This window comes from Pseudomonas caricapapayae, assembly GCF_001400735.1.
Classification (GTDB): domain Bacteria; phylum Pseudomonadota; class Gammaproteobacteria; order Pseudomonadales; family Pseudomonadaceae; genus Aquipseudomonas; species Aquipseudomonas caricapapayae.
On record NZ_LJPW01000100.1, the window covers coordinates 1 to 11,984 of the forward strand.

Sequence of the window (11,984 nt, forward strand, 5' to 3'; positions counted from 1 at the left end):
GTATGAGGTATTCAAGCCATTGGAAAACTCTGCCGTGTACTGGCGTATCAAAGCGCAGGCACAAAGCGCACCGCAACTCGCTGATGTAGGCCTGCTTATGGCCGAGGCGGCCAGGCTGGTGCTGGACCATATCGTGCAGCGTTATGGCGTAAAGGTATGGCCCGCTACAACCATCAATGAAGTTGTCAGCGACGGCGATGAGTTCTGCCTGCACGTCGAGGGGCCGCACGGTGAGAGGCAAGTGCGCTGCCGGGCGCTGGTACTCAATCTGGGTGGGCGTCAGGATCCACGGCACCTGATCGACAGTCTTGCCCGGCAGGGACTTGTGCTGCCGGGCAACGTGAATATTCAGAGCGCCGACAGGTTGCTGCGCATGAACGCGGTGCAGTTACGTGAGGTTTTTGGCCCGGCGCTGGCCCGTAAAGGGCGAATCACAATCGTGGGCGGGTCACATAGCGCGTTTTCGATGCTGGAAAACCTGGCAGATGCATTGGAATTTGCGGGCCTGAATGAACTGACACTCATTCATAGAAGCGGCATCAAACTGTTTTACGAAGATGTCGAACAGGCAAAGGCGGCTGGTTATATGTTCGACACCCAACGTGATGTGTGTCCGGTGTCTGGCCGGGTCAATCGCTCTGGAGGCTTGCGCTATCGGGCGCTTGATATCGGGCGCGAGGCGCTGAGTAGCGGCCGTGTCGGCAAGACGGGGGTGCGCGTGCATATGTTACAGACGCTGGGAGGGCGCCCCGATGACCATGAGCAGGCCCGGCTTGCGCTTACCGACTCCGCCGTTATCGTACAGTGCTCGGGCTATCAACCTGTATTGCCGGCGCTTAAGGATGCCGGCGGAAACTTCATCAGCCTGCGTGAGACCAAGGGCGGTCTTGAGTCCGACGCTTGCGGCTGTCCGGTAGACCAGCAGGGTCGTCGAGTGAAAGGCTTGTATCTTTTTGGTCTGGGTGCCGGGCTTGGCATCGACCCGCAGCTAGGCAGTGAGCCTGCGTTCGATGGTCGTATATATGGCGTCTGGCAGTTTCACCATGATGCAAGTGGGGCGGTGCTCAAGGCGGTTGCCAGGCGGCTCTCCTGTAAGGCTGCTGCCCTGGAGGTGTTCAGCCCGGATGAGTTCGTGCAGGCAGCCCTTCGGGTTCAGGTCGGTTAGGCAGAGGGCGCAGGACAGAACGGCGTGCATAAAAAACGGCGTCCCAGGGACGCCGTACGGCTGTCTGCCAATAAATGGCAAATCAGCATTGAATAAGGGGATGGTGCGGGAATTATTGTGGGTCCTGGTTTGGAGCCAGTTCTGCCTGGATACGTTTGTAGATTTCTTCACGATGCACTGAAACATTTTTGGGTGCATTGATGCCCAGGCGGACCTGAAGCCCTTGAACGCCAAGAATCGTGACGGTGATCTCGTCACCGATGTTTATGCTTTCGCCTACTTTGCGAGTGAGTATCAACATAATCTTTTCCTTGATGGCCTCTTGAAACGCCTCTCTCAAGAGGCTGGCGTTTGCCTTTGCGTGGTGATTGTTGCCGAGTGCATCCAGATGCGTCCGTCTTATGACGTCACATGGGTGAATTTAATTCCCTCGGTTCATTTTCTTGTCATCGAGATTTGCATCCTCGATACGACGAGCGCGCCAATTCTGCCCGTTTCGACGTGAAAATGCCCGTATTTACTGGCGTCATATAAAAACTAACGTGAACCGCTGCACGCTTTGAGGTCGTCGTCGTCTCACTCTGCGAGTTGGGACAGGCCCAGCTCGACATGAGTATAAGCGTAGGCACGACTTGGGGAGATTGCCCGGACTTTCTGAAAATTCAGCTGAAAGCATTGAGCGGGGGTGTAGGAAAGGGCTTCGTGTTGACCAGAGTTCCTGCGCTTTGACGCACTGACGCCGGTCTGGATGGGCTATGGCTGATTCTGAGTACGTGGAGTGCAGAGAGCGAAATCAGGGACAGCGCGTGGGCCTTTGCGGGTTTCATCACCCGCAAAGGTCCGAGCTTTCCTGGGTTTAAAGCGCCATCGACAGCAGCATGATGAAAATCAGGCCGACCACCGAAAGAATGGTCTCCATCACCGTCCAGGTCTTGAAGGTTTCGGCAACCGTCATGTTGAAATACTGCTTGACCAGCCAGAAACCGGCATCGTTCACATGCGACAGGATCAGCGAACCGGCACCGGTTGCCAGCACCAGCAGCTCGCGGTTGACGCCTGGAATCAGACCGACCACAGGGGCCACGATTCCTGCACCGGTGATGGTCGCCACGGTAGCCGAGCCGGTTGCGATACGGATAACGGCCGCTACCAGCCAGGCCAGCATGATCGGGTTGATCTGAGCTTGCACTGCCATGTGCCCGATCACGTCGCCCACGCCGCTGGCCACCAGCATCTGCTTGAAGCCGCCGCCTGCACCGACGATCAGAACGATTGCGGCAACCGGTGCCAGGCTCTGGTCCAGCAGTTTCATGATTTTTGTACGGTCAAATCCACGCGCGGCACCAAAGGTGTAGAACGCCAGCAAAAGCGCGGCGAGCAGGGCGCTGATCGGGTGACCGATCAGGTCCATCCAGATGCGGAACATGTTGTTTTCCGGCAACACTACGTCGGCAAAGGTCTTGAGCAGCATCAGGAAGACCGGCAGCAGGATGGTCACCAGCGTGATGCCGAAGCCTGGCAGGTTCTCGGTGCTCGACTCCTTGGCGATCTGGTCCATCAATTCCTTCGACGGGGTGCCGGGGATGCTTTTGGAGATCCAGTTACCAAAGATCGGGCCAGCGATGATGGCTGTCGGCAGCGCAACGATCAGTCCGTAAAAAATAGTCTTGCCGATGTCGGCACCGAAGATGCCGATGGCCAGCAGCGGACCCGGATGCGGTGGAACCAGACCGTGTACGGCTGACAGGCCTGCCAGCAACGGGATGCCGATCTTGACGATGGACACGCCGGTGCGACGGGCGACAATGAACACCAGCGGAATCAGCAACACAAAGCCGATCTCGAAGAACAACGGGATGCCCACCAGAAAGGCAGAAAACATCATTGCCCAGTGCACTTTCTGCTTGCCGAACGTGCGTATCAGCGTTTGCGCGATCTGATCCGCGCCCCCCGAGTCGGCCATCAATTTGCCAAGCATGGTGCCCAGGCCGAGGATAATGCCGACGAACCCCAGTACGCCGCCGAAACCGTCCTGAAACGACTTCATGACTTTTTCCACGGGCATTCCCGAGGTCAGGCCAAGAAAGCCCGCCGCCAGAGTCAGCGCGACGAAAGGATGGACCTTGAAGGTGGTGATCAACAGTACAAGGCCGACGATGGTCACCAGCGCATCGACGAGCAGGAACGTCTCATGGGTCATACCGAACATGGGTGTTTCTCCGGTTTATTGTTTTAGGGAGCTGTTAACAGCGCCGACGTCTATCGTGTGTGTGCAAGACAGCGCTGTCTTCTGCACTCACGCCTTTATCAGGCGTGGGAGTCTTTCCACCATGCTGCGGCTTGTCTGCCGATGACATCGATAGGCTGGGAGGCATCGACGATCAACGTCAGTGGCTCGCCATAAGGCGGTTCGAGGGTCGCGAACTGGCTGTCCACCAGGCTTGCCGGCATGAAATGCCCGGGGCGGTGTGAGCAACGTTCGGTGGCGAGTTCCTTGGTCAGTTCCAGGAAGACAAAGCCCAGGCCCGGCACGGCATCTCGCAGACGCTGGCGATAGATAAGCTTGAGCGAGGAACAGGTCAGAACCGGATGTTCACCCTTGGCGAGGGCAGCGGCCATCTCTTCACCCAGACGGGTCAGCCAGCCGGCGCGGTCCTCATCATTGAGTGGGGTCCCGGCGCTCATCTTTTCGATGTTGGCCGGAGGGTGAAACGCATCGCCTTCGATCAGGCGACCGCCGCTGTTGAGGGCAATCTCGGCACCGACGGCGCTTTTGCCGCAGCCGGACACACCCATCACTACAAGGGCGGTAATAGCAGTATTCGCAGTTGTCACAGTAGGCACCTCATCTGGAGACAGCGCTGTCTTTGTCCGGTGGACATCAGGCTCAGCCCGGGCTGTTCCAGTTTTTGTCGTTGTTTTGGGCTCATCAATAAGCATTGGAGGCTGTTCTCCGAGGCGACCCCGACCGGGTGGCACATGTGAAACCAGCGATAAAGCATTGTCACCTTCCGTGAGACAGCGCTACCTTATGGGGCATTCGACATATTTGGCAACCCCTATGTTAGTTGGCAACGCATGATACGCATTGGTTCCCGCTCTACCGGTCGCCCTACGCTGAATGAGGTGGCCAGGCTGGCTGCCGTGTCGCCGATCACGGCGTCCCGGGCGTTGCGCGGTGTTGCCACTGTTGCGCCGGAGTTGGTCGAGAAGGTTCGCGCTGCGGCACAAAGCCTTGGGTATGTGGCCAACCCTGCTGCCAGAGCGCTGGCTTCTTCCTGCAGCCAGACCGTTGTGGTGCTGGTCCCTTCGCTTGCCAACCAGTTGTTTATCGAAACACTTGAAGCCATCCAGGACGTATTACGCATCCGTGGTCTGGATGTCGTGATCGGCAACTATCACTACTCGCCCGACGAGGAAGAGAAGCTGCTGCGCAATCATCTGGTCAACCGTCCCCGCGGTATTCTGCTGACCGGTTTCGATCGCACAGCAGCGTCGCGCCAGATGCTTGAAACCAGCGGCGTTCCCTGTGTGCACATGATGGAGCTCGACACCCGTCTCGGCACCTACTGCGTCGGGTTCTCGCAACAGCAGGCCGGGGCCGAAGCCGCACGTCATCTGCTCGGTCGTGGTCGCCGCCGACTGGCCTACATGGCCGCTCAGCTCGACCCTCGCGTGCTGCAGCGCGGTGCCGGGTTTCGTCAGGTGCTGGAGGAGGCCGGGCTGTTCGACCCGGGTCTGCAGGTGTCGACACCTCAGTCATCCTCGATTGGCCTGGGCGGAGAGTTGTTTGCCCGCCTGCTGGACGAACACCCTGATGTCGACGGGGTGTTCTTCTGCAATGACGACCTGGCTCAGGGCGCTGCGCTGGAGGCCTTGCGTCTGGGCGTTGCGATTCCCGGACGGGTATCGCTGGTGGGCTTCAATGACCTGCCGGGCTCTGCTCACATGGTGCCGCGCCTGACCTCCATACGTACGCCCCGCGAGGAAGTCGGACAGCGCGCCGCTCAGGTGCTGTTGGGGCTGCTCGACGGAATCACGCAGCATCCGCAGGTGGATCTGGGGTTTGAGCTGGTGGTACGGGAAAGCTCCTGAACATTTCTTTCCGGCCCGCCTGCGGACGCTCGCGCCGATCATCCCGCTGACCAGTGGCATTGGCCTTCCGAAGGCTTGCGTCCCTCTGGCTGGAGTGCCTGATGGACCTGTCCTGGCCGCCGTCGATCCCCTCATTCGAACGGTTAAAGCGTGTTTCGACTGTTATTTCTGACAGTACCCATCCCCTCGTGTTGAGTATTCAATGAACATACGTTTACGGATCGGAGCGGCATAAATGTCTTGGCCGCACCGTTGGATGACGGGGATATATCTTCTTATCTGTTCCCCGTCCTGGCGGTCTTACAAGACCATTGAAGGGTGAGAGACATGCAAAAAAAGGCATCTCAAAACATTAGAGCTCTGACTCACATCGCAGACCCTTTCGTTTCAGGCGTTCCACTGGATATCGCGTGGCTGACCGGCATCATCCCGCTGGGCTTTGTGCCTGCAGAAATCGTCATCAGCCCTGATGAAACCACGTTGTATGTGGCTCATGAGAGTGGCCGCGAAGTCAGCGTGGTCGACATCGCCAGCGCAACCGTCGTCGGCAGTATCAAGCGAGCAGGCGCAGGCGCGATCAGCCTCAGCCCTGATGGAAAACGGCTTTACACCATCGGCCAGAAAAGATGCTATGTCGTGGACACGCGCTTGCGCGAAGTCATCAGGATACTTCCGGCTGCCAACGTCAACAGAGTTCTGTGCAGCCCGGATGGCCGTTTTATCTGCCTGTCCTTTCAGAACGCGCTTGGCGGGCTGATCCGCGTGATCGAGACCGAAAACTACACGGTCGAAAACGAGTTCGATCTGGGTGCCCTGACCAATGCATCGCTGGCGCTCGGGATCAGCCCCTTGAATGACAGGTTTTACGCGACGATGCTGGTCGACCGCACCGCACCTACAGACGTTCTCGCGATCAGCAAGGTCGACTACCTGCAGCATGACATTCCCGGTTTTTCCGATCCGCGCTCGATGGCCTTCAGTGCCGATGGTGCCTGGCTGTATGTAGGCGGGATCGACGAGGTCTACATTATCGATTCAGCGACCAACAAAATGTTTTACCGGGAGAAGATCGGCACCCAGGGGTATCCGGTAAAAGTCATCGGGATCACGCCGGATGATCGCTATGTGTATGCCATTTACACCTGCTAATCCGCACATTTGTCCTAAACCTTATATGTTTCGGCTTGTTTGGCGTTACTGGCTTTCGGTGCGTACCAATTTCGTACCACTTTCACTCATATTGAGCTTTTCAAGCTCTGCCCAGTCGCTCGGCGAGCTGATCCACTTCGCATAGGTCGACAACAATACCTGCACGCTATGCCCGAGTTGCGCGGCGATGAATGCCGGATTCATGCCGGACATCAAGCACATGGTTGCGTAGGTGTGGCGCGTGTCGTACATCCTGCGCCTTCTAATTCCCACCTTCCGCATGGCGCTCAGCCAGTAACGTTTTGGCCCTGTCTCGGAGCGTATGAACAGCTCTGTTCGGTCCCCATTTCCCTCGGGTGCAAACACGTAATCAGAGCGCTGCTCCGTCAGCGGCCTAGCCTTATCGAGTGCATGTAAGGCCCGATCGTTCAATAAAACTTCCCTCACCACCTTGGTTTTGGTCCTTTCCTGAATCTTGCCGTAGATGCGAATCCGGCATACCCGTGCCGATCTTTTGCGGGTATCCACCTCGCTCCAGCGCAGCGCCATCGCCTCTCCCGGACGCATGCCCGTGTAGAAAGAGAACTCGAAAAAAGCCGCGTATATGGCCTGTAAGCCGCTTGTCGATTTGTAGAGCTGATCGATCAGCGCATCCGCCTCTTCGCGCGTCAACGGATCAATTTCGCGCTTCACGCCCCTTGTTGCGGGTATCGATGTTGCTGGATTGCGCACGATCAATTCATCACTGACCGCCTGGGCAAAAATGCTGGTGACTATTCGCACTGCACCTTTCCTGCGGCTGGGGGACGGCCACTGAATATCGGTGGCCAGTTTGCGCATTTTCATCGGCGTGATTTCATCAAGGCGCAGGCTGGCCAGGTACGGAATCCAGTAGGTTTGCAGCGCGGAACGATAGTTTTTTCGAGTGCTGTCCACGATCTGCAGGCTGTCCAGCCAGTCCTGCGCGTAGTCGAAGAAGATCGGGATCTTGTGTGTGCTGGCGCTGCGGGAGTTCGGAAACAGCTCGGCGTACTTCTCTGGGGTCAGCGCACCGAGCTTTTCCAGCTGCTTTACCTGAGAACGTAGACCTGCTGCTGCGGCGATGCCTTTCGGCGTCTGGGGGTAGGGGAGCGTCTCACAGCAGCGGCGCTTGCCCCTTGAGAACCGGATTCGGATGGATTGCCCAACAAGCTCGACACCGGTCGGGAGTTCCAGAGGTTCTCTAGCCATTCGTCATATCTCCATTTGCTGTACATGATTCGTCCGTCGATCTTCATCCAGACGCCGGCGGGGATTATGTTGCGCTCGCGCTTTCGCTGAAGCGCTTTTGCGGTGGTGCCGATCAGTTCGGCCATGCGTTTTTCAGTGACTTTGTCGTGCGCCGGATCTTCCGGCAGCTTGGCAGCGGTGGCCATAGGCTTATGCTCCGGGCCGCGCTGGGCGGCGGAAGGGGGTTATAGATAGGCGATCTGGCTGTTGGGGTCGAATGGCTTGCCTTCGGGGTCTGGGACCAACTCAGGTACATGCTGGCGAATGAACTCGTCGTAACAGACCGGGCAGTACGTTCGATATCTAGTGGTCAGCTGGCCATGCCCCTTGTAATCGCACCGCGGGCACTTGATCGCGGCAGGGATGATGTGTGCCATTTGCATGGTAGGCATTTGGAGTCCTCGCCCGCCGATCACCGGCAGGCTCTGTAGGGAAGGGGGTTATGGGTACTGGCGGGAGATTCGGTCGGCGATGCCTTCCAACTTCTCGGCCATGTACCACATGTCGTTGTTGTCGCGGCGGGAGACGACAGCGGAGCGCTGGACGTTGCGGCCGATGAGGATGCGCGCCGCGATGCGGATCATCCCGGCCTCCAGCTTTCTGCGCAGCCAGCCTTTGCGCGGAATCACTGCGCCAGCTCCAATGGGGCGATAGCTTTGGCTGCGACCTCGGCGACGGCCAGTGCGTAAGCTTCAGGGTGCTGTTTGTCAAAAGCTGGCATGTGCTCTGTTTCCAGCCACTGCCCGCGCGAGGTGCCCCGGGCCAGCCATGCCGGTTTACTTCCGGGTGCCTGAGTCCAGACCGTCACGCCAATACCGAAGGATGAAATTTGCTTTGCAGTGATGAAGCCTTGAAGCCGCATCTGCGCAATTACCCGCAGGGCCGACTCTTTCCATGGGGTGAGCCGGATCGGCGAGGGCACACCGGCAGGCAGGGTTTCCACAACTGACGGCACCTTGCACCGCTCTTCAGGCCACCAGTCGAACATCCGGTTGTAATAGCCCCAGCTCGGGAGTTTCTTCTCTGGCCAGAACAGCTCCGAGTCAATGCTGAAGCCGTGGGAGCAACCTTTCACCCTGGAGTACTTGCTTGCGACCAATACCCGGATTCCCAAGTGCTCCAGCATCTTCTTGATACCTGCGCTGGCGTCGGTGATCTTGCTGACAATGACGAGGCGGTGGTCTGGACCGGGGCGTCCGTAGAACTCTTCGCCAAGCGAGGGCAGAATCTGGTCAGCTACTTTGGCGTTCAGAGCCAGCTTCGCTTCGACGCCGATTTGGCGGCCGTCCTCATGGACGACAAGCACATCAAAACCTGCGGCCTCGGGATGGCAGGTCCAGCCCGGCAGGCTGTTGAACTCCATCATGAAGACCGCGCACAGCTGGGCCTCACTGGTTATGGCTTCAAGTTCCATTGGCATAGCTCCGCCATACCGCACACGCGGCTGACATTGAATTTATTGAGAGGGGGTGGTTACTGCGGGGTGTTCAGGCGGGTGACCTCGTCAAGGCATGCATTACACGGCTCGTACCAACCATCCTCAATGTCGTGATAGAAAATTTCACGCTTGCCGTTGCATGCTGCGCAAACTTCAGGCTCTTTCACGGGCTCGCCCAGTCGTATCGGAGAACCGATGCGCTCCGACACTTCGTCGAATTTAGAAATGGTTGCGTCGCCGAGATCAATGCCCAGCTTGAACGCCAAAATATCGAGATAGCACTGAATATCGGCAAGCTCTCTCGCGATATTTGGCAACGCCGACTCTAGCGAATAATCACCGCGATCAACCTTTTTGATGATGTTGGCGCATTCGCCTACTTCTCCGGTCAGAGCGTTCATCCAGTGTGCAGGCTGCCAATTTTGTTCGCACAGCTTGTACTTTGACGAAGCCAGTCGTTTCACGTTTGCTTGGCGCAATTCCTGAAATTTCAAATTATTCATGGGAATTGCTCCCGGCTGGCTTGGACAGATACCGGCGCAGATAGTTGGCCGAGTCGGAATCCTTCATTTCCTTTTCGTCGTAGCAGCGGTCACACACACATACTTCGACTTCAAACTGGCCCATCAGGTATTCAAGTGCTTCGCGGTCTTTCTCCAGCTCATCACACCGCGCCTTGAGCTGGGCGTTATCGGCCTGTAGCGAGTCGACGATTTTCGGAGCCTTGCCAGAGCCAATTGGCGAAGCCTGCACCATGGCGGCCAGTACCTGCGCCATGTCGTTCCACGAAACACCTATGAACGTTCCATCAGGAGCGCACAGCTCAAGCAACTTCTCGCCGCCGCGCAGGCACATGAGATGCGTGGGCTCAAATATGGATTCGAATCTGGCGATTTCGCCTTGCAGGAATTTTATCCGGTCCCGACTGCCTGCCAGGAGGCAGCGAAGTGTCTCTATTTCTTCGTCTATCTCTTCGAATTCATTGATCATGATCTTTCCCCTGTGTATTCACGCCAAGCGACCTTCACGCCGTTGACCAGAAAGCCCCAGTCGCCTTTCCAGCGGCTGGTGATGAAGAGCGTGTACACGCCGCCGGGCGACACTTCGTCGATGCGATGGTATTCGCCGTGCTTGAGCTGGGCCGTGTCGCCCGGTCGGCGGTCTGTGTACTCAGTGGCCTGGAACGGTCCATCGAAGCTTTCGCGCAGCTCAGCAGTCTTGATCAACGCAGCGATCAGAAGGGGATCGTCGGCGGCCAGCAAGCGCTGCTCCCTGTACCAGCCCCGCAGGATCACCGTGCGCGCATCCCAGGGATGGTCATGTAGATCGCGGTCGGCGTCGGGGCGCATGATGTGGTGCACGCGGATCGACCAAGGGCACCAGCGGATGCGCCCGATGTGGGTTTCCCGGTCGTAGGCGTTGAACAGCCACCAGCGGCCCATGTACACCTCTTGGCCATCAGCTGACCGGATGTGCAGGTATGGCGTGCGCTGGGCGCGGGTGATGAGCCAGGCAGCGATTGCCGGGCGTGCGAGTACCTTGGCGAGCAGTCGCCAGAAGAGATTGAGCATGGTTCATCCTCGCCGGGGTGGCGTGAGTCGTTGAAGTGAGAAGGGGATTCCGGTTTAAGCGGCCGGTACCGAGTCGCGAAATACATCCATCTGCGCAGCGCCATCCAGCCAGGCTGAGTCGATACGAGCGCGGGCCAGAGCCGCGTACTCTGGGTTCAGCTCGCAGATGATCGAACGTCGTCCTTCCTGCATCGAAACCAGTGACGTGGTACCGGCACCGCCGAATGGGTCCAGCACCACGCCATCGCGCGGCGCACCGGCCAGGATGCAGGGCCTAATCAGTTCGGGCGGGAAGGTGGCGAAGTGAGCTTCCTTGAATGCGTGGGTCGCCACAGTCCAGACGCTGCGCTTGTTGCGCGTCGCTGTGTCGTGGGTGCTTTCATCCCGGTCAGGTCGGTGCGTGCCTTTTGACTGACCAGGAATGGCTTGCTCGCGCTTCGAGTCCTCACGCTTGAAGCTGTCCCGCCGCTTCCGTTCAGCACCGTCCTTGTGGAAGGCCCCGTGTCCGCCTTCGCCGGTGGACGTGTCCCAGCCGGTAGGCACGGTCACCCGCGGGCGGTTCCGCGAGGCTTTGTCTGTGCCGTGGCCCCAGCCGACGCCGTTATTCGGTACCGAGTTGCCAGAGGTGGTGCGCTTTCCGCCTTCAGCGTTGTCAAAGGTCGAGCCGTTCACGTAGGCCCCGCCTCGGTACCCGTTGGCGTTTCCTTTGCCGGTCAGATTGGCGGGCTCTCTGATCGCGTCGCTGTCGTAGTGGTACCGCCGCGACTTACTGAGCAGGAACAGGTATTCGTGAGCTTTGGTGCAGCGGTCGCGCGTCGACTCCGGCATAGGGTTTGGCTTGTGCCAGATGATGTCCTGCCGGAGATACCAGCCGTCGTCTTGCAGCGCGAAGGCCAAGCGCCAGGGCATGCCCATCAAGTCTTTCGGCTTGTACTCAGCGTGGGTTGTCGCTTTCGATTTGCGCTGGCTCGCCATCACCTGGCGCTGGCTGATCGTCGAAACACCGACGCCCATGTCGTCCCGGCCGTGCGCGCCCCAGCTGCCGGCGTAGCTGTCGCCCATGTTTACCCAAATCGTGCCGTCAGCGCGGAGCACCCGGCGCACTTCGCGGAACACGTCGACCAACCGAGCGATGAACTCGGCGGGCGTTTCCTCAAGGCCGATCTGGCCTTCTACGCCATAGTCACGCAGACCGTAGTAGGGCGGGCTGGTCACGCACGTATGCACGCTTTCATCTGGCAGCGTGCGCATCATGTCGATGCAGTCGCCTACCAGTATCTGGTGGAGCTGGCTCATA

Annotated in this window: 13 protein-coding genes and 1 pseudogene; 3 read left to right on the forward strand and 11 right to left on the reverse strand. The window is 58.4% G+C overall.

Annotation, left to right across the window (positions count from 1 at the left end; all coding sequences use genetic code 11):
* The coding region (locus ALO80_RS14375) for a pyridine nucleotide-disulfide oxidoreductase (RefSeq protein ID WP_055009477.1) at nucleotides 1–1,165 on the forward strand (1,165 nt) is incomplete at its 5' end.
* 112 nt (nucleotides 1,166–1,277) lie between these two features.
* Here ALO80_RS14375 and csrA read toward each other — a convergent pair.
* The 3 genes from csrA to ALO80_RS14390 all read right to left on the reverse strand — a co-directional run bounded on the left by csrA (nucleotide 1,278) and on the right by ALO80_RS14390 (nucleotide 3,961).
* Nucleotides 1,278–1,466: a carbon storage regulator CsrA gene (gene csrA / locus ALO80_RS14380; protein ID WP_002554157.1), complete on the reverse strand. Its 189-nt coding sequence runs from the start codon at nucleotides 1,464–1,466 to the stop codon at nucleotides 1,278–1,280.
* Between the two features lie 555 nt (nucleotides 1,467–2,021).
* Entirely contained in the window at nucleotides 2,022–3,374 is a 1,353-nt protein-coding gene (locus ALO80_RS14385; protein WP_055005401.1) for a GntP family permease, read from the reverse strand.
* Between the two features lie 98 nt (nucleotides 3,375–3,472).
* Nucleotides 3,473–3,961: a gluconokinase gene (locus ALO80_RS14390; RefSeq protein WP_054985304.1), complete on the reverse strand. Its 489-nt coding sequence runs from the start codon at nucleotides 3,959–3,961 to the stop codon at nucleotides 3,473–3,475.
* A gap of 282 nt (nucleotides 3,962–4,243) precedes the next feature.
* On the opposite strand from ALO80_RS14390, the gene gntR reads away from it, so the two are divergent.
* Together gntR and ALO80_RS14400 are read left to right on the forward strand one after the other, a co-directional pair.
* Nucleotides 4,244–5,260, forward strand: coding sequence for an HTH-type transcriptional regulator GntR (gene gntR, locus ALO80_RS14395; protein WP_055009478.1), 1,017 nt, complete (start codon nucleotides 4,244–4,246; stop codon nucleotides 5,258–5,260).
* 327 nt (nucleotides 5,261–5,587) lie between these two features.
* A pseudogene (locus tag ALO80_RS14400) lies at nucleotides 5,588–6,406 on the forward strand (YncE family protein); the annotation flags it as partial.
* 48 nt (nucleotides 6,407–6,454) lie between these two features.
* Here the strand turns inward: ALO80_RS14400 and ALO80_RS14405 are convergent.
* From ALO80_RS14405 to ALO80_RS14440, 8 genes are all read right to left on the reverse strand, one after another.
* Entirely contained in the window at nucleotides 6,455–7,639 is a 1,185-nt protein-coding gene (locus ALO80_RS14405) for a tyrosine-type recombinase/integrase (RefSeq protein ID WP_055009479.1), read from the reverse strand.
* A 224-nt stretch (nucleotides 7,640–7,863) separates the two neighbouring features.
* The gene (locus ALO80_RS14410) at nucleotides 7,864–8,070 is read right to left on the reverse strand and encodes a hypothetical protein (protein WP_375232972.1); all 207 of its coding nucleotides are present in this window, start codon (nucleotides 8,068–8,070) and stop codon (nucleotides 7,864–7,866) included.
* 48 nt (nucleotides 8,071–8,118) lie between these two features.
* A complete protein-coding gene (locus ALO80_RS14415) occupies nucleotides 8,119–8,307 on the reverse strand; it encodes a hypothetical protein (protein ID WP_055009480.1) in 189 nt (62 codons plus the stop codon).
* Nucleotides 8,304–9,092 (reverse strand): hypothetical protein, encoded by a 789-nt coding sequence (locus ALO80_RS14420; RefSeq protein ID WP_055009481.1) that lies wholly within the window; start codon nucleotides 9,090–9,092, stop codon nucleotides 8,304–8,306. Before ALO80_RS14420 ends, ALO80_RS14415 begins: the two co-directional genes overlap by 4 nt.
* A 59-nt stretch (nucleotides 9,093–9,151) precedes the next feature.
* Complete coding sequence (locus tag ALO80_RS14425; protein WP_055009482.1) at nucleotides 9,152–9,619, reverse strand: MazG-like family protein; 468 nt, start codon at nucleotides 9,617–9,619, stop codon at nucleotides 9,152–9,154.
* Nucleotides 9,612–10,106 carry a hypothetical protein gene (locus ALO80_RS32000; RefSeq protein WP_235812478.1) on the reverse strand — a complete coding sequence of 165 codons (495 nt, stop codon included), beginning with the start codon at nucleotides 10,104–10,106 and terminating at the stop codon, nucleotides 9,612–9,614. Before ALO80_RS32000 ends, ALO80_RS14425 begins: the two co-directional genes overlap by 8 nt.
* Complete coding sequence (locus ALO80_RS14435) at nucleotides 10,103–10,687, reverse strand: hypothetical protein (RefSeq protein ID WP_055009483.1); 585 nt, start codon at nucleotides 10,685–10,687, stop codon at nucleotides 10,103–10,105. The genes ALO80_RS32000 and ALO80_RS14435 overlap by 4 nt, the downstream gene beginning before the upstream one ends.
* Nucleotides 10,688–10,741: 54 nt before the next feature.
* Nucleotides 10,742–11,983 (reverse strand): DNA-methyltransferase, encoded by a 1,242-nt coding sequence (locus ALO80_RS14440; protein ID WP_055009484.1) that lies wholly within the window; start codon nucleotides 11,981–11,983, stop codon nucleotides 10,742–10,744.
* Between the last annotated feature and the right edge of the window lies 1 nt (nucleotide 11,984).